We start from the raw sequence: 18,916 nt of genomic DNA, 5'->3' as shown, positions 1-18,916 counted from the left end.
AGCAGCCGCTCGTCGTCGGGCAGCAACGACCCGCGCATCTGGAGGAACTCCGCGAACGCGCCGCCCTCGAACAGCACCGCGTCCAGCACCAGCGGATCGTCCAGCGCCGCGGCCAGCGCGTCAGGATCGTCAGCAGGGTCGGCGTATCGGCAGCGTTCGTAGCCCGCCTCGGCCAGCAGGTCGTTCCATCCGGTCAGCAGCGCGTGCTGGCCGGCCTTCATGTACAACCAGCCGACCCGCTCGGCCAGCGGCAGCTGCTCGCGCCCGAGATGGCATTTCTTGTACTTGCGGCCGGACCCGCACCAGCACGGCTGGTTTCGGCCGAGGTCGCGGCGCGGCTCGGCCCGGCACCGCGTTAGTAGCTCCACAAGCGGGTGGTCCGGCCCGGCGCCGGCGCGGCGTAGCAACGCCAACCCGCGCTCCACGTCGCCGCGATCGGAGGCGATGCGGGCCAGATCGAACAACGGCAACGGCCAATCCGGATCCATCGATTCGGCCGCCAGCAGCTCGTGTTCGGAAGCGTCGATGTCGCCGATCCGCTCCAGCGCCACCGCGCGCAGCCAGCGAAACGCCACCCGCGCCGCGCGCGGCACCTTCGGCTCCAGCACCTCGGCGAACATGCCCAGCGCGGACGCACCGTCGCGACCGGTGCCGACCGTCTCCGCCAACAGCAGCTCAGCCAGCAGCGGATCGGCAAGCGCAGCCCCGAACTCACCCATTAGATCGGCGAACTGGTCGACCTCGGGCTCTGTTCCGTCGGGCCCCGTCGCGCCCTCGCCAGCTGCGGTCAACGCATCCTCCAGCGGCTCGTCCGCGTCGGCGGCGTCGATCAGCAGCAGCGACATCTGGTCGTACAGGTTGACCAATGTGTACAGCGCGAATGCGTCGTCGGGGTCGAGGTCATGTCGCTCGGCCAGCACTGCGCACCCGCGCTCGAAATGCCAAAGGTCGAAATCGAACCCGTCGGGTGCGAGCCACTCGCCGCGATGTGCCAGACCGTAGTCGCCGACTATCTCGCACAGGGGCGGCAGCGGCTCGGTGAACACCGCCGGGTCTTCGACGCACGCCGTCCATACCGCCGCGTCGAAGTACACCGGCTCGTCGGCGTCGAGCGTCGCGGCCAGCCGGGCGCCCACGGGGGCGTGCGCACCGAGCGACGGCCCGGTGACCCGCTCGACCACGAGTCCCTGTTCGGTCAGCCGCACCCCGACCAGGTCGCCCTCGGCCACGCCCAACGTCCCCAGCGTGCCTGGCGTCAGGAGCAGCGCCCCGAGCGGGTCGACCACCCCGGCCGGGATGCCCCGCTGCGCGAGTAGCTCATCGTCGAACCCGGCCAGCACGACCCGCGCCGCCGGCCCGTCGGCGAACCGCCCATACTGCTCGTGCTCGCAGAGCGCGGTGATCGGGTCCAGGTTCGGGGTCACAGTGAGTATGTCGTGGGCCGCCTCGTCTGCGCCGACCCGGTGCGTGAACACACGCCCGGCTAGCAGAGTCGGCAGCCACACCCACCGATCGTCAACCAACTGCCTTGCCGGACAATCGGTTTCGTCGAGAATCTCCTCCAGTGAGGTGTCCGGATCGGCCACGCCGCTGTCCCGCAGTCGTCGCGCGATGTCATCCTCGTGCAATGGGCCGTGTTCGGCCAGAATTCTCGCAAGGGTCCGCATCGCGTCGAACGCTTCCGCCACGGCGACTACCCTATGCCGCCGCTAGCCGAGTCGCGAAGTCCGCCACCAGCCGACGAGTTGGATCGAGACTGGGACCGAATCCAGCGGTGCCGTCGAATCCGGGCATCCAGCCCTTGATGCGACATCGACCTGATGCGGTCGCGGACCGGCAGCGCGTGGTCTGGTCGAGGGCGTCGAACAGGGCACCGAGCCCGTCGGCGGAAGCGGCATCGAGCGGAATCATAGAGCCTTGAGCCGCGCTGCGTGGCATGTCGCGATTTGACCACCACCGCCGACCGAGTGGGCCCGCTTCGTCGACGCGTGCAATTTGCTACGGACAGTCCGTACTGAGTCGGCCTGAGCAAGTGCACCGGCAGGGAATGCACCGCTGCATCATGATGCAGTGATGCTAGGATTGGGCGTGCGCACCACTATTGATCTCCCCAACGACCTGCATAAACAGGCGCTGGCGATTGCGCGGGACACCCACCGCACGTTGAGCGAAACTGTCGCCGACCTCATTCGACGCGGCCTGGGAGCCGGCAGCACCGCCGCGATCTCCATAGACCCCAGGACGGGGCTGCCTCTGGTGAGCGTTGGGACAGTCGTGACCTCCGAGGACGTGCGCTCATTGGAGGATGAGGAGTGACGGCGCTGCTCGACGTGAACGTGCTCATCGCACTGGTCGTCACCGAGCATGTGCATCATGACGCCGCTGCGGAATGGCTATCGGCATCCGACACAGGATTTGCGACGTGCCCAATCACACAAGGAAGTCTTGTTCGATTCCTGGTGCGGACGGGGCAAACCGCGGCAGCTGCGCGGGATGTCATCAGTGCAGTCCAGGGTGCGAACCGCCACGAGTTCTGGCCCGTCAGTGTCTCTTTCGCCGATGCAGAGGTCGGCGGTGTGGTCGGTCACCGACAGATAACAGATGCCTACCTTGCTCAGCTCGCACGAAGCCGCAAGGGGCAGTTGGCGACTCTCGATAGCGGTCTGGCACACCTGCACAGCGACATCGCGGTACTCATACCCACGGCAATCTGATGTGCGAAGCTTATCGCGACTTCTGGCGAGGCGGCGGGCATCCGGCGGCGCTTAACCTCGGCGACTGCTACTCCTATGCGCTCGCCGACGTGACCGGCGAACTGTTGCTGCATGGGGGTGTGAGTTCGACCACACCGACGTCGGTGCCGCCGATCGGCTCTGAGCCGTCACTCGTGCACCCGCTGCGCTAACCGGCGGCGCATCCGCATCGTGCACTCCTTTGAACTCGATGCGGTATAGGGAGAACTACTCAGCGGCGTTAGCGACGTCCTTCGAAACCAGCGGCGCAACGGTGGTGTCCGCATTGGTGAAGCTGTCGAGATAGCGCACGAGTTGGTCAGCAATCCGGCGCCTATCAGCAGACCGGGCCTCGGCTGGTCGGACTAGCCGCAAGACGGCCTCCCGCGCCACAGTCGACGTCGGGAGTCCCCGGCTGGCCGCGACGCGCTCCAGCTCCACCAGCTCCTCGGGGTGGAGCCGGATCTGCAGCGTCTTGCTGCGGCCGTGGCCGCGCGTAACAGTCGTCGCGTCGGTGATCGGGGCGTCGCGGTCAGCGTCGATCGCCTCGGCCTCCTCCTCGAGGAGCGCCGCGATTTCCTTCTTCGTGCGTTTTTTCGCGGTCATGATTCCTCCGTGCCTTCATAGCGTCGCTGGTATTTCGGTTGGCCTTCCAGACGTTTACCCCGTAAGTGGTGCCCTCCTCGTCGAGGACGATCACGGTCAGCACAGCCTGGGCGGTGATCACGTAGCCGATGATGCGGACACCGCGGCCTGACTTCGACGCCGGTCGGGTTTGATGACCACTCTGTCGGGGGCGGCGAGCGCCTCGTCGGCTTCATCCGTTGTGACGCCGTGTTTGGCGATGTAGTCGCCGCGGTGCGACCAGTCGGCGGTCTCGAACACCAACCTAATGTAGTACAACGTATTACATACAGGAATTCCGCCTGACCGATAGCGCCGCGCTCGTATCCTCATCGAACCAACCCGAGCCCAAATACCTGGTTGCCTCACAGGGCACGGACTAATTTGCCGGTAAGGCGGGTGCCGGATGCCGGTGGGAGTCTGATGAGTGGGACCAACGCGGGCGGAAAAAACTTTCGTCACGGCAGACTCCCAAACCTCATCTCCACCACTTTCGCCTGTCCCGCGGCGTGGTTGGGCCTTCTTGTCGTACCGGGTCGTTAGGGTGCGGGCGTGCAGTCGCTGATGTATCCGTCGATCGACCTTGAGAGCGCGCTCGGGCTGCTTGGCGCCGATAGCTATCGCCGTGGGGTGGCCTATGCGCGGGAGGGACGGGTGCTGCGTTGCCAGTGGGACCCGGACATTCACAACCTTGTCGGCAATGTTCGCGGTAGCCAAGGCCGCACCTACACCACAACGGTGCAGCTTTCGCCGCTAGACACCGATACCTGGGGTATCGAAAGCGGGTTCTGCAGCTGCCCAGTGCACGTGAACTGCAAGCATGTCGCGGCACTCGTCATCGCCGCTGCGGGGGCCACAAAGATGCGTGCCCAACCTACGCCGCCTCCGCCAGCCCCAACGGCGTGGCGGCACTCGCTCGATGCGCTGCTTCCCCCGGCCTCGACGAACGATCGCATCGGGACACCACTGGCGATCGAGCTGAACCTGTCGGTGAGCGGGCCGTCGCCGACTCTGGACGCGCGGCTCGTGCGGCCCGGAAAGCGCGGCGGCTGGGTGGCCGGCGATCTGAGCTGGGGCAAGCTCCACATGCTGCGCCACTACGGTTATCCCGACGCTCAGCTTCGGCTGCTGCAAGAGCTCTATGCGACCTACCGGGCGTCGAGCTCGAATTCGACTGGGTACTACCGCTATTCGTACGGGGGTTATACGTACGGCGACGTGAAGACGATCTCGCTGCTGCGATTTGAATCCCCGCAGCTGTGGCCGCTGCTGCACGAAGCGCGCCGAGTCGGGGTGCAGCTGGTGCAGGCGCGGCCACAGCAGGAGGTGCCGACGCACGCCACGGCGCAGTTGTGCCTGGACGTCACGGTCGACGAGACGGGCGATCTCACTGTCGAGCCCGTGCTTCGGGTCGACGGCGCCGCGGCACGGCCCGTGGCGTTCATTGGATCGTCAGGTCATGGCGTGGCGTATGCCGACGGCGGGTTGCGGCTCGCCCGATTGGACAAGCCGGCGCCTGAGGGGTTGCAGCACATGACACTCAGTGATAAGCCGCTGGTCATACCCGCGGACGAGGCGCCGCGGTTCGCCGCGGAGTACTACCCGAGGTTGCGCCACATCGCGGCCGTCACGTCATCGGACGAGTCGTTCACGCCACCCGCGATCGTCGGGCCCACACTGGTCCTGCGGGCCGACTACCAGGACGAGCACGAACTCGAGTTGACGTGGGAATGGGCATACCGGTTAGGCGACAACGACTTTCGCGCACCCGTCGGCACATCGGAGTATGTCGCCTACCGCGACCTGGAGGTGGAGAACACGCTCACCTCGAGCATCGAAGCCCCGTTGGAGCAATTGGGGCTCCGCGCCGCCGATGGCACGCTCATCGCCGGGGCGCGACTGTCCGGCCTGGAGACAATGCGATTCGCCACCGAAATTCAACCGCTGCTCGCCGAGCTTCCCGATGTCACGCTGGAGGTGATCGGCGACCCGGCGGACTACCGGGAGGCGGGCGGCTCCCTCGTCATCACGGTGACGACGGACGCGGTGGCCGGCGAGACAGACTGGTTCGACCTGGGTGTCACGATCAGCATTGAAGGCAACCAGGTTCCATTTGTCAGCGTCTTCACCGCGCTCGCGTCCGGGCAGTCGCACCTGCTGCTTCCCGACGGCGCCTACTTCGCGCTGGACAAGCCGGAGCTGGTGAAGCTGCGCCAGCTCATTGAAGAGGCCCGCGCACTCACCGATGCCGAGGAGGGGCCACCCCGGATCAGCCGATTCCAGGTCGGGTTGTTCGATGAGCTCGCCGAGCTGGGAGTCGTGACGCGGCAGGCCGACGAGTGGCGGCGCCAGGTCGACGGGCTGCGCGCGCTGCAGGGTCTGGAACCCGCGGCGGTGCCAACCAGCCTGCGTGCTCAGCTAAGGCCGTATCAGGCCGAGGGGTTCTCGTGGCTGGCGACCCTGCACACCCACGGGCTCGGTGGAATCCTCGCCGACGACATGGGCCTGGGCAAGACTGTCCAGTCGCTGGCGTTGATCTGCCAAGTCCGTCAACAGAATCCGGGCATGGCACCATTCCTGGTAGTTGCGCCGGCCAGCGTGGTCGCGAACTGGTCCAGCGAGGCCACACGGTTCGCGCCCGAGCTGTCGGTCGTGCAGATCTCCGACACGCTGCGCCGCGCCGGCGCCGACCTCGACGAGCTGGCAGCGGGCACCCACATCGTGGTCACCTCGTACACGCTGTTTCGGCTGGACTTCGACGCCTACGCCGCCCGAAGGTGGTCCGGGCTGATCCTGGACGAAGCCCAATTCGTGAAGAACCACCACGCTAAGACCTACCAGTGCGCACGCAGGTTGGCCGCACCGTTCAAGCTGGCGATCACTGGCACACCGATGGAGAACAACCTCATGGAGCTGTGGTCGCTGCTGTCGATCACCGCCCCCGGGTTGTTCCCCAACCCGACGAAGTTCGCCGACTTCTTCGCCAAGCCCATCGAAAAGACCGGCGACCCCGAGCTTTTGGCCTTGTTCCGCCGCCGCATCAAGCCGTTGGTCAAGCGCCGCACCAAGGAGCGCGTGGCCGCCGAGCTGCCGGCCAAGCAAGAGCAGGTCCTCGATATCGAGCTGCCGCCGCGGCACCGCGCCCTCTACAACAAGCGACTGCAACGAGAGCGGCAGAAGGTGCTCGGCCTGCTCGATGACATGCAGCGCAACCGGTTCACGATCCTCAAGTCTCTGACCGTGCTGCGACAGATGGCGCTGCATCCCGGGCTCGTCGATCCCGCACACGACACGCTGGCGAGCGCGAAGATCGACGCGCTCGCTGAGCATCTCCGCGACGTCGTCGAAGGCGCCCACCGCGCGCTCGTGTTCAGTCAGTTCACCCGTTTCCTCAGCCGGGTCCGCAATCGCCTCGACACCGAGGGAATCGACTGCTGCTACCTCGATGGGCGAACCCGCAACCGTGCAACAGCGGTACAGCGCTTCAAGGAAGGAGACGCACCGGTTTTCCTGATCAGCCTCAAGGCCGGTGGGTTCGGGCTGAATCTCACCGAGGCCGACTACTGCTTTCTGCTCGACCCCTGGTGGAATCCGGCCACCGAGGCCCAGGCCATCGACCGCACACACCGCATCGGCCAGACCCGCAACGTAATGGTGTACCGGCTCATTGCCCACGACACCATCGAGGACAAGGTGATGGCCCTCAACGCCCGCAAAGCCAAACTGTTTGCCAGTGTTATCGACGATGGTAACGCCTTCGGCTCCACCCTCACCGCCGACGACATCCGCGGACTGATCGCCTGAGCGGACAACCGGGCGGCATCGCTATTGCTCGCCCGCAGTGCGGTGAGCGTCACAGGCGGGCCGAGCTCCACGATCCAGTAGTGCTCGATGGTGGCCTCGGCGTATTCGGACCGCTTGGTGACGGTATCGGTCCGTCTGGAGCCTGGCGAAACCACTTCGATCGCCACCAGCACATCCGGTCCGTCCAACCTTCGTTCCGAGCCCTCTTTACGGGTGATCACGACATCCGGAATGCGGACCGTTGGCGGGTAAGCGGCATCGACACAGACCTCGAACTCGATAATCGCTTCGAGATCGTCGGGCAGTTGATCATCGAGTTGCTTCGCAATGCGGAACGCGGCCCGCGCCTGCGGCCGCAACGGCCTCGGCGTGCCAGCAGTGGCCCGGTAGCGCCAGGAGAGTGTCTTGATCACCGTCGATCGGACATCGATGCGTTGTCGCTCACTGGTCCACTATTGGTGTGTCGGTGGTCTTGGATGGGTCGCCGATGCACCCGAGGTGCCGTTGAGTTATCGCCCTTTGTCGCTGAGAGGCGGGCAGAAACGGGCCACCAAACCGCGCCGTGACTCGTGCGGCGGGCGAGGCAACAGTGTCGTGAGTTAAATTGGCGCCTGGCGCCGGGCGCCCGTGCCGGACTTCAAGCCCGAGTTTGCGTCGGTGGCTACGCCCCACCAACCGATGTCGCCAGTTGCTCTGTTACCGAAGCACCGTGCGGCTGAACGCAATCCAGTCCTTGGCGCGCGTCGAGCTGGTGCGTGTCGTAGCGGTGCGAGAGGATGCGGGGCATGACAAGTCTGGTGCATCGGTTGGAGCGAGAGTTGTACGCGGCGGCCACCGCGCGCCCGAGGGATTCGGCCAGGTATGCGGCAGTGCTGGAGCGAGCGGTGCAGACGTGCGGCGCCGATCCGGAGGCCGCTGAGGTGCTTGACCTGGCCGACCTGTATTTCGAGTTGGCCACGGAATACGAGACGCTGGGCCGGTACGAGGATGCGCTGGCCGCAGCGGACGCGGCCGTCGACGCCGGGCTCGCCATGCAGCCCGATCCGCGGTGTCTGCGAGCGGAGATACTGATGCGCGCGGGTCGGGTCGCTGAGGCGGAACCGATCTGGGCGGCGGTGCTCGCAGACACGCCCGACGATGTGTGGCTGTACAACAACGCCGGGCTCGAATACGCCCATGCCGGCGACCATGAGGCGGCGCTGGGTTGGTTGACCGATGGCCTGCGACTGGCGCTAGGCGCCGCGGATCCCGAGCGGCTGGTCGACCAGCTCGCCGATCTGCGCCAGCAGAGCCTGGACAGCCTGGGCCGGTCCGCCGACGCGCTGCAGGAGCAGGCGGCCGGGTTCCTGCGCGAGAACCAGCAAGCCCGGTCCCCGTGGGTGGAGGAGCCTGCTTCGGAACCCACGAATGGTGCAGCACCGGGTCCGGTCAACACGGTGGCGTTAGCATGGCTGCCGGCCGGCGACTACGAGCAGGCGGTGGAGTTGTGGGCGGAGCTGGCCGAGAGCGAGCTGGTGGGCGGCCCGGCCGGTCCGCTGCCGCACCGTCTGTACTGCCGCGCGATGCAGCAACGGCTCGTCGAGCTCTCGCAGGCGGGCCTGCACGGGCTGGCGATCGCACCGGTGCGGGTGGCGCCGTTTACCGCGTGGTGCGCCGAACAAGGACAGCAACCTGATTCGGAGGCCCGGGCCACCTATGCCGCGCACCTGGCAGCGAACGCCGATCCGGGGGTGGTTTCCTGGCCACCGGGCCGTAACCAGCCGTGCTGGTGCGGGTCGGGGCGCAAGTACAAGAAGTGTTGCGCCTCACCGTCGCTCGTCGACGCGGAACCACAGCGGTGAAGACCACTCGCCTGCGGGTGGTGCTGTGCGATGTCGAGCCAGCGGTCGCCCGGGTGATCGATGTGCCCGCGTCGGCGACGCTGCCGGAGCTGCACGAGTTGCTGCAGGCCGCGATCGGGTGGACCGACTCGCATCTGCACCAGTTCGTCACGTCGGATGCGACCTACGGGATGGAGATTCCCGGCCAGGAGGTATGGCCGGAGGATCAGCGTGATGAGACGGGCGCACTGCTTGCCGACCTCGGCACCGGTTTCGAGTACCTCTACGACTTCGGCGACGGCTGGACCCACGACGTCGAGGTGCTCGGACCCGGCGGCCCAACACCGGGCTGCGTGGACGGGTACGGCGCCTGCCCGCCCGAAGACTGCGGCGGGCCCGGCGGTTACGCCGAACTGCGCGACGTACTCGCCGACCCGGCGCACCCTGAGCACGAGCACCTGCGCGGCTGGGTCGGCAACCGGCTGCGTCCATTCGACCGGGCCGCCACCGACCAGCGGGTGCGCCAGGTAGTCGGTGAGGTGCCCGAAAGTGTGCGGCTACTGCTCGAACTCGCCGCCGACGGGGTCCGGCTCACTCCGGGCGGGCGGCTACCAAGGACGGTGGTGCGCAGCATGCAACAGCACCGCCCACACTGGCACCTGCTTGGTCGGCCCGCCGCCACCGAGGATGACCTGCCGCCCCTGGGAGCGCTGCACGAGCTGCTGCGCCGCGTGGGGCTGCTGCGACTGCGCCACGGCGTGCTCACCCCCACCCGCGCGGCCGGCGACGATCTGGCCGTGGTCCGCCGGCTCAGGTCGGCGTTCAGCCCCAACACCTTTGCCACCGAGATCACCGAACTGACGCTCGGCGTACTGGACGCGCACGGCCCCATCAACCGCCTACAGCTCGCGAGGCGGGTCCATCAGCTGCTCGGGCACGGCTGGCAGCGCGACGGGCAACCCGTCACCGAACGTGATGTGCAGATCGCGATCGCCCAGCAGTCCCCGATCATGCGCGGACTCGACCTGATCCAAGACACCGACCGGCACGCATGGACCGTCGGCGCCTCGGCCCGATCCCTGCTCCCCCGCGCCGGCATGCTCGCTGAAATCTGGATCAACGACGAGTGAGTGGACAGTGGTACCATCATGAGGGTAGAAAGGTACCCTCATGGCTTTGAACATCAAGGATGAGTCGGTCCACGAAGCGGCCAAGCAGATCGCGAAAATCACGGGTGAGTCTCAGGCTCAGGCTGTGGCGACCGCGGTGAACGAGCGTCTGGCCCGACTGCAGAGGGACGATCTCGCGACCCGGCTCCTGGCCATCGGCCACAAGACCGCCAGCCGCATGAGCCCAGCGACCAAGCGGCTGGACCACGGCGCGCTGCTCTACGACGAGCGAGGGCTCCCGGCGTGATCGTGGACACGTCGGCAATCATCGCGATTCTCAAGGAGGAGGACGACGCCGCGGTCTACGCCCGGGCCATCGCCGCCGCGGGCGCACGGAGGCTGTCCGCAGCCGGCTACCTCGAATGCGGGATCGTCCTGGACTCCCAGCGTGACCCGATCATTAGCAGAGGTCTGGACGAACTCATCGAAGAAGCCGAGTTCGTGGTCGAGTCGGTGACCGAGCGCCAGGCCCGCCTGGCCCGTCAGGCCTACGCAGATTTCGGCAAAGGCAGCGGCCACCGGGCCGGTTTGAACTTCGGGGATTGCCTCTCTTATGCGCTGGCGATCGACCTGCGCGAGCCGTTGCTCTGGAAAGGCAACGACTTTGGGCATACGGGCATCCAATCCGCGTTGGACGAGCGGTGATTGGACGCCGAGGCCTCCGTGCCGATCTGCCGGCATTTTCGTTTAAATCGCAACCACGGTCCGTCGGTGGTCATTTCAGCTCGTAGGACTCGCGCGAAAAACGGAAGAAGTGGCCGAGGCTGGAGTCGGTGCACGTGATGCCGTCGGGCTCGCTCCCACAGGTGAGCGGACCGATCCCTCCCAGCCCGAGTACGTCGGCCTGAGTTAACGAGCTACACCCAAGGGATGCTAGTCAGACCCGAATGATCGTCAGGTTGGCGGCGCCCTCGAGGGCGGCGAAATCGTCGTCCTGAGTGACAACGGGCAGTGCCCGCGATGCCGCGATGGCCGCAATCCACAGAGCGTTTACCCGCACCCGCCGACCGGTCTCGGCGAGATAAATCCGCAGCCGCGCCCACATTCGGGCCGCTTCATCATCGACTGGCAGCGTTTCTATATCCGCGACGGATTCCAGTGTCGCGAGGCGTTGCGCCCTGATGTCGGACGTCGTCGCCGCTAGCACGCCGGCGTGGAGTTCGGCGAGGGTGACGACGGTGGTGGCGACCTCGTCAGGGATCAACGCCTCGTCGAGTTGCCGGCCGCTTTCGGTCGCGATGAACACCGAGGTGTCGAGCACTCCGGCGGGCGGCGTTGTGCTCATCGGATCGGCCCGAGATCCTCGGTCGTGTCGCCCGCCAGCATCGCGAGGTCCTGTCGTAACCCGGGGTCGGCCTGAGCGCGACGCAATCGCGAGAGGAATTCTGTTCTGCTCAGCCAGCGCCGGCGCTGGGAGCGAACCGCGGTGAGAACCGCAACAGGTCGGCCGTTGACAGTAATGGTGACGTCCTCCCCTTCCCGCACGCGCCGAAGCACTCCCGCCGTATCGTTGCGCAGCTCACGAGACGCCACTTCAGACATGCTACGAGCGTAGCACAATCGTAGGTCAGATAATTCGCGATAACGGCCCCGCATAAAGCCTTCCGAGACAAGAAGATTCGGCCTCGACAACCATCCGATCGCTCGGGGCCTGCGGAGCCAAGCAAAAGGGCTCCTCGCGGTCACGGTGTCGGAATGTACTGCTGGCACCGATATGAGGCCGGGTCGCACATCACCGGAAGGTTCGTCCAGCCGCCGTAAGTCCCGGTGACGTCCCACGTCGGCATCAGCGGGCCATCGTTGTAGCGGTTCGGCATGTACTGGCAGGTGTTGACATACGCGCACGGAGGCTCGGCGTGCGCAGGGGCCGCTGCCAGGACGCCCAGCGCGCCACCTGCTAGCACCGCGACACTCACCAACTTCAATGCAACTATCGCGACCTCCCACCGTGTTCTTCAATTTCGCTTCGTCCGCCAGAGCGTGACTGCGTGCGAGATGAGGGCCTACGCCCACCTCCCGATCGTGGCTCGCATATTCCAGTTCATCGCGTCATCGTCTCCATTAGCGACACGATCTCATCCGGCGCCGACAACATGGCGCTGATCGCGTCCGCGCCGACCGTGATGAGAAACATCGCCGGCTAAGTGTCCGGCTGCCCGGCGCACCAATTTCCGGCGTTCTCCAGAGCTGCACGCGCTCGGTGTTAAATGAGCTCTCCCACAAGAGACCAGGATCGCTCGCCGCCGCTCGCGTCTGGACTGTACGACTCGGCGACTCGAAAAGCCACAGCTGAGCCAGGGATGCGCTGCAGAACTGCAAGGCTGCAACCTGGCGACCTTTTGCGCGGCTGAACAGGTACTAAGGCCGAGGAGGCAGCGCCGAAAGCCATCCATCCGAAAGCAATTCAAGCAACTGCCCGTCCGGATCGCGAATCATCGCCATCGCCTGCGTCACCGTCTCCTCGACCACCGCTCCCCCGAACTCTTCGACCTTCTCCAACACGCCGTTGAGGTCGGACACCGAAAACGAGATGTGCGTCAGCCCAATCTGATCCATGACGCGTTCCGACCCGGTGTGAACTTGACGCTTCGAGTAGTCCATGAGTTCGAGCACAAACCCGTCGCGCACCAAGTAGGTCGCATGCACCCCGAGCGGCTCGGGAAGCTGCACAAGCTTGGCGGTGGGGCCGTCGGGCGGATCAAGCTCCCACCAAAACTGAAACCCGAGTAGGTCCTCATAGAACCGCCGCGACCGCTCGCGATCGGAGACACACAATCCGACATGGTTGAAGGTCGTCCGGTGACTACTCATCGCGGCCTTTCTCGACAGAACCCAAGAGCGTAATAATGCAAAGATAGTTCAAAAAGCAAAGCTCTCGTTGCGGTGGAGGACTTTTCAGATGACAACCCGTCCCGACGTCAGCGCCGACGTCGTGGTCGATTTCGACCACCATTCCGACGAATTCAACCTCAACCAACGGACGATCAACGCCGAGCTTCGCCAGAGGTGCCCGGTGGCCTGGAACGAAACCCATGGCGGCTTCTGGTTCCTAAGCAGCTACGACGCGGTGAGCCAAACCGCCCGAGACGACAACACCTTCTCCCACAAACACGAGCCGAAGGCCGCCAACGGGATCGACTACCAGGGCGAGATGGGCGTCCCGCGTCCCGAAGGCCAACCGGCCCTGGGCATCGGCGAAGTCGACGGCCCCTACCACCTGGCCCTAAGGCATGCGCTGGCCCCGTTCTCTCACCGGGCGCCGTCGAAAAGATGAAGCCGTTCATGGAGGAAATAGCACACGAGTTCCTCGACCAACGCATCGGCGACGGACAGATGGACCTGGTTCTCGACTACGCCAGCCGCCGGCGGTGAGCACGTTACCGGTTCAGCTGGCCCTAATCGGGCTGGGCAGCATGGGAACGAGCCACCTCGAGATTTTTCTCGGTCTCGCGCCGTGGGTGCAGGTCACCGCCGTGGCCGACGACCACGCACCGTTTGCCGAACGCGCCGCGCGCCGTGTGCCCGGGGCGAAGGTTTTCCACAACGCGCTGGACTGCGTGAACCACGCCGACATCGACGCCGCGGTGGTGGCTTCCGCTGACGCCACCCATTACGGGATCGTTGACGCGTGCATCGCGCGCGGCATCTATGTGCTGTGCGAAAAGCCGTTCACCACCTCAGCTGAGCACTCCCGGCAACTGGTCAACGCCGAACATGCGACCGGTCGCCGGCTTGTCCAGGTCGGCTACATGCGCCGCTACGACACCGACTACCGGCGCATCCACGACGCACTGCGGTCCGGCAGTGTCGGCGAGGCCGTTCTAGTCAGTCAACGGCACCTTAATCCGTTGGCGGTCAACACCTTTGACGCACAGCAGCTCGTAACCAGTTCAGCCGCACACAACATTGACCTGTTTCGCTGGCTAACCGGCGAGGAGGTCAGCGAAGTCAGCTGCGCAGCCAAGGACAGCCACGACGGCTCGACGGTCACTGTGCTCCTCACGCTGAAGTCGCAGTCCGGCATCCTCGGTGTTGTCGAGCTGGGTCGTGGACCGGGTTTGCAGTACGACATAGGCTGCAACCTCGTCGCCGGCCGCGGGGCATTGACTCTCGGATTGCCCGCGCTGACGACCCACGCCATCGCCGAGGGTGTGGCAGCCCAGCGAATGCCGACCACCTGGATCGAACGCTTCCACGACGCCTATCGAGCTCAGGACGCCGCCTGGCTGGCAGCCGTGGCGAATCATTCGATCAACGGGCCATCGGCCTACGACGGGTACGCCGCCAACGCGGTCGCGGAGGCCGCGTTGGCCGCGCTGCGCAGCGGCGGCAGCCAGGTCGTACACCAAGTCCCGGCCCATGCGTTTGCTCGCCCAGCGCATCCAAATCGAGGCGCAATGGAACGTGCTCGACCGGACGTAAGACCCGGATGATCTGCGTATTCGCCGTCTCAGCGCCCTAGCTGCGCAACCAGGCGCCGCGCGACACGACTCGCGGCTACGCGTAGTCGTCGTTATCCATCGCGGTCGGCGTTTGCTGCACGAACGGCGTGGGCGATAGCAAGGCGCCGGGTCTGATCAACCTATCCATGCCGTTATCGGTTCACTTGCCGTGCTCGAATGGGGTTCGGTAAGCCGGTGGCGACGGACTACGTAGGATTCGCAGGTTATCGACACCCTGACGAGAGCTGAGATGCTGCGCCGCCAGTGCTGGTTATTCGTGATCGGTTCGTCCTTGTTCGCGATCGCCACGGCTCCGGGATTCGCCATGGTCGGCGGTGCGGGCGCCACCAATCTGCTGTGCTTCATCGGCTCATGGTTTTTCACCAGCGCCGCGCTGATCCAGCTGCTGCTCAGCAGACCGTCTCGGAGTCGGTCGTGGGGAACGCCCTCGATACGAACTGAATGGCTATCGGCGGCAACACAGTTCGTCGGCACCCTGCGCTTCAACATCAGCACGGGCGCAGCGTTGTGGGCGCACCGAATACCTGCCCGCCGGCACTTCGTGTGGTGGCCGGACGCGGCGGGCTCGGTTTCATTCCTGTTCAGCGGGGTACTGGGGGTTGCGGCGGTAACCCTCACGGTCGGGCTCGTTCAACTGAAATCACGTGAATGGCTGGCAGCGTGGGCCAACATGGTCGGCTCGATCGCCTTCGGCGCCTCGGCGGCCGGCGCCTTCATCACCAGAAAAGGTGTCACTGAAGACGCTTGGGTGGATAACATGGGTACCTTCGTCGGGGCGCTGTGCTTCCTGATCGCCGCTCTCCTCACGCTGCCCAAACGCTTCTCGCCTCGACCGCCCCCAGCATGAGCCGGCCCGCCGCCGCGGAACAGGCACTACCTCCACACATCCAAAAGCGTAATAAAGCAAAGATAGCTCTATAAGTTGGCACAGCAATAACTCCATTGTGTTGGAAGGCTTTTGGATGGTTACACGCCCCGACGTCAGCGACGACGTGGTGGTCGATTTCGACCATCATGCGGACGAATTCAATCTCAACCAACGGACGATCAACGCCGAGCTTCGCCAAAAGTGTCCGGTGGCGTGGAACGAGAACTACGGCGGCTTCTGGTTCCTCAGCAGCTACGACGCGGTGAGCAAAACCGCCCGCGACGACGACACCTTCTCGCACAAATACGAGCCGAACGCCGCCGACGGAGTGGACTACCAGGGCGAGATGGGCGTCCCGCGTCCCGAAGGCCAACCGGCCCTGGGCATCGGCGAGGTCGACGGTCCCTACCACCTGGCCCTAAGGCATGCCCTGGCCCCGTTCTTCTCGCCGGGCGCCGTCGAAAAGATGAAGCCGTTCATGGACCAACAAGCACATGAGTTCCTCGACCGGAAAATCACCGACGGACAGATGGACCTGGTGCTCGACTACGCCAGCCCGGTCCCGGCCATCCTCACCATGAAGTTGATGGGCCTGCCCTACGACAACTGGCAGCTCTACGCCAACCTCTTCCACTCCGTCATGGCCATTCCCCAGGACAGCCCCGAGTACATCAACGCCATCTCCCAAGTCCCCGCCATGATGCAGGATGTCCTCGACTTTGCGGCGGCCAGACGCGCCGAGGCCCGCGACGACCTGACCAGCTTCCTCATCCAGTTCGAATTCGACGGCCAGCGCCTCACCGACGAACAGCTGCTCAACATCCTCTGGAACCTCATCGCCGGCGGCGTCGACACCACCACATCACAGACCGCGCTGACCCTGCTGCACCTGGGCACCCACCCGGAACTGCGCCAACAACTCATCGACCGCCCGGAGCTCTACCGCACCGCCACCGACGAGTTCCTGCGCTACTTCTCGGTCAACCAGCAACTGAGCCGCACGGTCACGCGCGACGTCACCGTCCAAGGCCAACACCTACGACGCAACGACCGGCTCATCATCAGCTGGCTGGCCGCCAACCACGACGAGCGCGAGTTCCAGCGAGCCGACGAAATCGTGCTGGATCGCACACCCAACCGCCACCTCGCCTTCGGCCTGGGACCACACCGATGCATCGGTTCCCACCTCGCCCGGCTCATGTCCGAGGTGATGGTCAAGGCGGTGCTCGACCGCATCCCCGACTACCGGGTCGACCTAGACGGCGTCCACCGATACCGGGGCAACCCGAGCATGACCGGGCTGGGCAAGCTGCCGGTCACCTTCACCCCTGGGATGAAACGCGGCTAGGTCAGCGGGCGGGCATCGACACTTTCAACACCCGGGTGGCCGGGCGAACCCGGGTGACTGGGCGGTCAGAAGTGGCCGCCCGGACGGGAATTGATGCGGGGTGTGCGCCGGTCAGCGCGGCTCGCATCGAGTTGGCGTGGTCGAACCGCTGTGCTGGGTCGCGGGCCATCGCCCGTTCGATCACGGTGGCGAGCCCCGACGGCACTTCTGGGCGAAGCGAGGTAAGGCGCAGGAGTGAACCGGCGTTACGTTGCCGAGGCGTACTGCAACACGGGTTCCGACGAATCGACGTGACCATTGCTGATGATCCTGAGCCGCTGGGGACGCACCTCGTAGCGGGTGCCGTCGGCCGGGTTGGTGACATCGAATCCGCCCATGGTGCGTTCCGCGTTGGCGAGTTCGATGTTGGCGCCATCGCTTATCCGCTCGCCGCGGTAATAGAAACTGCCGGGCCCGGTTTGACACACCACCGCGAGTGACAGGGCAGTTCGCACCACGATCGCTGGCGGATTACCCGGATCGCAACGCGCCGACTCGCCGACAAACCCCAGCCCATCGGCACCCTGCACCGGACCTGACAGCGATGGCGTCTTCGTTGTAGGCGTGGTCGTTTCCGTCGTGACCGGTGTTGCCGCCGAGGGCGTTCCGGGCCGCGAAGTGTTGCGGCTGCTGCCGAAAACCGATACCGCCGCCAGAATCACCGCGACGGCCAACAGCACCACCGCCGCCCCGGTCAGGACGAGCGGTACCCGGCTGCGGCCCGGCCTCGCAGGTGGTGGTGGAGGCGACGGGTACGGGCTGTAGCCGGTGTCATCCGGATTGGGGTAGACCGACGAGAACGGCCGCGTGTTCGTCGGCGGCCTTGGGCTTGGGCTCGGGTGAACCACGACGGGAACCGGCCCCGGAGCCATCGAAGCCGCCTCGGTGGCCGCCCTGGCCAGTTCGCCCGCCGACGAAAACCGTGCCGCGGGCTGCTTGGCCATACCTCGCGCGATGACGTCATCGAAGGCGCGACCAATTCCCCGGCGCATGATGCTCGGCCGGGGCGGCGGCGAGAACATGTGCGCGCCCATCAGCTGCTGCAGTTCCTCATGCTCGAACGGCGGTCGCCCGGTGAGGCACTCGTAGAGCATGCAAGCCAGCGAGTAGACGTCGGCCTGGGGCCCAACACGTCCTTCGGTAAACCGCTCGGGCGCCATGTAGGCGCACGACCCGACTAACGATCCGCCCGCCGTGACGCTGGCATCGCCGCCGGCGTGAGCGATGCCGAAGTCGACGAGGTACGCGAAGTCATCGGGGGTGAGCAGCACGTTCTCCGGCTTGACGTCGCGGTGCACCAGCCCCTCGGCATGCGCGGCGTCCAGCGCCGCAGCCACCTGCGCCGTGATTCGTGCCGCCCGCATGGGTTCGAGCGCGCCCTGCGCGCGCAACAGGTCCTTCAGGCTGCCGCCGTCCACCAGACGCATATCGATGAAGAGCACGCCGCGGATATCGCCGAAATCATGCACCGGGATGACATGCGGCTCCTGCAATCGCGCCGCCATCCGGGACTCTCGCCGGAAGCGTTCCTGGAAAGACGGGTCCGCGGCCAGCTCGGTGCGCAACACCTTGACCGCGACCATCCGGCCCTTAATCGTGTCGTGGGCCCGATACACCTCTCCCATTCCGCCCACGCCGATCAGTGAGCGCAGTTCGTAGGGCCCGAACTGGGTACCGAGACGCGAGACGCGGTACGTGGGGGACATTGGGGATCCTTTCAGCCTGACGGGCGGGCGATACGAGGATTCCCGAATCGGGCGCTTACATAACAACCCTTCACCGGCTGTCCGATGACGAGCGGCTGATGTTAAGGCGATCTCGTTGGACCCATAGCGCGGAGCAGTGATCGCACCGGTGCCAACGTCGATTGAGTGTGGCCGCTTCCGGCTTAAGTCCGGGCGACGGAACCCGAGCCGCTCCCGGCTAGTGCTCCGTCTGTTAAATAATGCGGTAGTTTGTAGTATGCCTGTTATGACTGCCGCGGCGATGCCGGTCACCGATGAGCAGCGCGCGCAGTTGGAGCGGATGGCGTCGTCGACGTCGTTGCCA

Annotated in this window: 20 protein-coding genes and 2 pseudogenes; 12 read left to right on the top strand and 10 right to left on the bottom strand. The window is 65.6% G+C overall.

Features of this window, described 5'->3' with window-relative positions; translation table 11 throughout:
• On the bottom strand, positions 1-1,688 hold a 1,688-nt coding region (locus ACLP9N_RS23190), incomplete at its 3' end, for an SEC-C domain-containing protein (protein ID WP_442409587.1).
• A gap of 400 nt (positions 1,689-2,088) precedes the next feature.
• Here ACLP9N_RS23190 and ACLP9N_RS23185 point away from each other — a divergent pair.
• Genes ACLP9N_RS23185 through ACLP9N_RS23175 form a run of 3 tightly spaced genes read left to right on the top strand, consistent with a single transcriptional unit; the run spans position 2,089 to position 2,905 of the window.
• A complete protein-coding gene (locus ACLP9N_RS23185; protein WP_442409586.1) occupies positions 2,089-2,316 on the top strand; it encodes an antitoxin in 228 nt (75 codons plus the stop codon).
• Complete coding sequence (locus ACLP9N_RS23180; protein ID WP_442409585.1) at positions 2,313-2,714, top strand: TA system VapC family ribonuclease toxin; 402 nt, start codon at positions 2,313-2,315, stop codon at positions 2,712-2,714. The genes ACLP9N_RS23185 and ACLP9N_RS23180 overlap by 4 nt, the downstream gene beginning before the upstream one ends.
• Positions 2,714-2,905, top strand: a complete 192-nt coding sequence (locus tag ACLP9N_RS23175; protein ID WP_442409584.1) for a hypothetical protein — start codon at positions 2,714-2,716, stop codon at positions 2,903-2,905. The genes ACLP9N_RS23180 and ACLP9N_RS23175 overlap by 1 nt, the downstream gene beginning before the upstream one ends.
• A 55-nt stretch (positions 2,906-2,960) precedes the next feature.
• Here the strand turns inward: ACLP9N_RS23175 and ACLP9N_RS23170 are convergent, their stop codons facing one another.
• Positions 2,961-3,338, bottom strand: a complete 378-nt coding sequence (locus ACLP9N_RS23170) for a hypothetical protein (protein ID WP_442409583.1) — start codon at positions 3,336-3,338, stop codon at positions 2,961-2,963.
• A 117-nt stretch (positions 3,339-3,455) separates the two neighbouring features.
• Positions 3,456-3,617, bottom strand: a complete 162-nt coding sequence (locus ACLP9N_RS23165) for a hypothetical protein (RefSeq protein ID WP_442409582.1) — start codon at positions 3,615-3,617, stop codon at positions 3,456-3,458.
• A gap of 303 nt (positions 3,618-3,920) precedes the next feature.
• Here ACLP9N_RS23165 and ACLP9N_RS23160 point away from each other — a divergent pair, with 303 nt between their 5' ends.
• A complete protein-coding gene (locus ACLP9N_RS23160) occupies positions 3,921-7,160 on the top strand; it encodes an SNF2-related protein (protein ID WP_442409590.1) in 3,240 nt (1,079 codons plus the stop codon).
• 125 nt (positions 7,161-7,285) lie between these two features.
• On the opposite strand, the pseudogene ACLP9N_RS23155 reads toward ACLP9N_RS23160, so the two are convergent.
• A pseudogene (locus tag ACLP9N_RS23155) lies at positions 7,286-7,573 on the bottom strand (Uma2 family endonuclease); the annotation flags it as partial.
• Positions 7,574-8,506: 933 nt separating this feature from the next.
• Between ACLP9N_RS23155 and ACLP9N_RS23150 the strand changes: the two are divergent.
• The 4 genes from ACLP9N_RS23150 to ACLP9N_RS23135 are packed head-to-tail and all read left to right on the top strand — an operon-like array spanning position 8,507 to position 10,794.
• A complete protein-coding gene (locus ACLP9N_RS23150) occupies positions 8,507-9,001 on the top strand; it encodes an SEC-C metal-binding domain-containing protein (protein WP_442409589.1) in 495 nt (164 codons plus the stop codon).
• Positions 8,998-10,110 (top strand): plasmid pRiA4b ORF-3 family protein, encoded by a 1,113-nt coding sequence (locus tag ACLP9N_RS23145; protein ID WP_442409581.1) that lies wholly within the window; start codon positions 8,998-9,000, stop codon positions 10,108-10,110. The genes ACLP9N_RS23150 and ACLP9N_RS23145 overlap by 4 nt, the downstream gene beginning before the upstream one ends.
• Positions 10,111-10,150: 40 nt before the next feature.
• Entirely contained in the window at positions 10,151-10,396 is a 246-nt protein-coding gene (locus ACLP9N_RS23140; RefSeq protein WP_442409580.1) for a type II toxin-antitoxin system VapB family antitoxin, read from the top strand.
• Positions 10,393-10,794 (top strand): type II toxin-antitoxin system VapC family toxin, encoded by a 402-nt coding sequence (locus tag ACLP9N_RS23135; RefSeq protein WP_442409579.1) that lies wholly within the window; start codon positions 10,393-10,395, stop codon positions 10,792-10,794. Before ACLP9N_RS23140 ends, ACLP9N_RS23135 begins: the two co-directional genes overlap by 4 nt.
• Positions 10,795-11,026: 232 nt before the next feature.
• On the opposite strand, the gene ACLP9N_RS23130 is transcribed toward ACLP9N_RS23135, so the two are convergent.
• The 4 genes from ACLP9N_RS23130 to ACLP9N_RS23115 form a co-directional block, all read right to left on the bottom strand.
• The gene (locus tag ACLP9N_RS23130) at positions 11,027-11,434 is read right to left on the bottom strand and encodes a type II toxin-antitoxin system VapC family toxin (RefSeq protein WP_442409578.1); all 408 of its coding nucleotides are present in this window, start codon (positions 11,432-11,434) and stop codon (positions 11,027-11,029) included.
• On the bottom strand, positions 11,431-11,691 hold the full coding sequence (locus ACLP9N_RS23125) for a type II toxin-antitoxin system Phd/YefM family antitoxin (RefSeq protein ID WP_442409577.1): 261 nt from the start codon (positions 11,689-11,691) through the stop codon (positions 11,431-11,433). Before ACLP9N_RS23125 ends, ACLP9N_RS23130 begins: the two co-directional genes overlap by 4 nt.
• A gap of 140 nt (positions 11,692-11,831) precedes the next feature.
• A complete protein-coding gene (locus tag ACLP9N_RS23120; protein WP_442409588.1) occupies positions 11,832-12,065 on the bottom strand; it encodes a hypothetical protein in 234 nt (77 codons plus the stop codon).
• Positions 12,066-12,507: 442 nt separating this feature from the next.
• Positions 12,508-12,960 (bottom strand): VOC family protein, encoded by a 453-nt coding sequence (locus tag ACLP9N_RS23115; protein ID WP_442409576.1) that lies wholly within the window; start codon positions 12,958-12,960, stop codon positions 12,508-12,510.
• 88 nt (positions 12,961-13,048) lie between these two features.
• Between ACLP9N_RS23115 and ACLP9N_RS23110 the strand changes: the two are divergent.
• The 4 genes and pseudogenes from ACLP9N_RS23110 to ACLP9N_RS23095 form a co-directional block, all read left to right on the top strand.
• Positions 13,049-13,509 (top strand): annotated as a pseudogene (locus ACLP9N_RS23110) (cytochrome P450); the annotation flags it as partial.
• An 8-nt stretch (positions 13,510-13,517) separates the two neighbouring features.
• Entirely contained in the window at positions 13,518-14,582 is a 1,065-nt protein-coding gene (locus ACLP9N_RS23105) for a Gfo/Idh/MocA family protein (RefSeq protein ID WP_442409575.1), read from the top strand.
• A 259-nt stretch (positions 14,583-14,841) separates the two neighbouring features.
• On the top strand, positions 14,842-15,459 hold the full coding sequence (locus tag ACLP9N_RS23100; protein WP_442409574.1) for a hypothetical protein: 618 nt from the start codon (positions 14,842-14,844) through the stop codon (positions 15,457-15,459).
• 115 nt (positions 15,460-15,574) lie between these two features.
• Positions 15,575-16,828, top strand: coding sequence for a cytochrome P450 (locus ACLP9N_RS23095; protein WP_442409573.1), 1,254 nt, complete (start codon positions 15,575-15,577; stop codon positions 16,826-16,828).
• Between the two features lies 1 nt (position 16,829).
• Here ACLP9N_RS23095 and ACLP9N_RS23090 read toward each other — a convergent pair whose 3' ends face one another.
• Entirely contained in the window at positions 16,830-17,033 is a 204-nt protein-coding gene (locus tag ACLP9N_RS23090; RefSeq protein WP_442409572.1) for a hypothetical protein, read from the bottom strand.
• A 40-nt stretch (positions 17,034-17,073) separates the two neighbouring features.
• Positions 17,074-18,573, bottom strand: a complete 1,500-nt coding sequence (locus ACLP9N_RS23085; RefSeq protein WP_442409571.1) for a serine/threonine-protein kinase — start codon at positions 18,571-18,573, stop codon at positions 17,074-17,076.
• Positions 18,574-18,916: the final 343 nt, after the last annotated feature.

This window comes from Mycobacterium sp. (assembly GCF_052144515.1).
Lineage (GTDB): Bacteria > Actinomycetota > Actinomycetes > Mycobacteriales > Mycobacteriaceae > Mycobacterium.
This window is presented reverse-complemented; position numbering and strand designations above follow the sequence as displayed.

What these genes read in the sequence shown, in the direction of transcription:
- ACLP9N_RS23175 (WP_442409584.1), top strand. Translation starts at nt 2,714, where the DNA reads ATGTGCGAAGCTTATCGCGACTTCTGGCGAGGCGGCGGGCATCCGGCG.
- ACLP9N_RS23170 (WP_442409583.1), bottom strand. Translation starts at nt 3,338, where the DNA reads ATGACCGCGAAAAAACGCACGAAGAAGGAAATCGCGGCGCTCCTCGAG.
- ACLP9N_RS23160 (WP_442409590.1), top strand. Translation starts at nt 3,921, where the DNA reads ATGTATCCGTCGATCGACCTTGAGAGCGCGCTCGGGCTGCTTGGCGCC.
- ACLP9N_RS23140 (WP_442409580.1), top strand. Translation starts at nt 10,151, where the DNA reads ATGGCTTTGAACATCAAGGATGAGTCGGTCCACGAAGCGGCCAAGCAG.
- ACLP9N_RS23130 (WP_442409578.1), bottom strand. Translation starts at nt 11,434, where the DNA reads ATGAGCACAACGCCGCCCGCCGGAGTGCTCGACACCTCGGTGTTCATC.
- ACLP9N_RS23125 (WP_442409577.1), bottom strand. Translation starts at nt 11,691, where the DNA reads ATGTCTGAAGTGGCGTCTCGTGAGCTGCGCAACGATACGGCGGGAGTG.
- ACLP9N_RS23115 (WP_442409576.1), bottom strand. Translation starts at nt 12,960, where the DNA reads ATGAGTAGTCACCGGACGACCTTCAACCATGTCGGATTGTGTGTCTCC.
- ACLP9N_RS23100 (WP_442409574.1), top strand. Translation starts at nt 14,842, where the DNA reads ATGCTGCGCCGCCAGTGCTGGTTATTCGTGATCGGTTCGTCCTTGTTC.
- ACLP9N_RS23095 (WP_442409573.1), top strand. Translation starts at nt 15,575, where the DNA reads ATGGTTACACGCCCCGACGTCAGCGACGACGTGGTGGTCGATTTCGAC.
- ACLP9N_RS23085 (WP_442409571.1), bottom strand. Translation starts at nt 18,573, where the DNA reads ATGTCCCCCACGTACCGCGTCTCGCGTCTCGGTACCCAGTTCGGGCCC.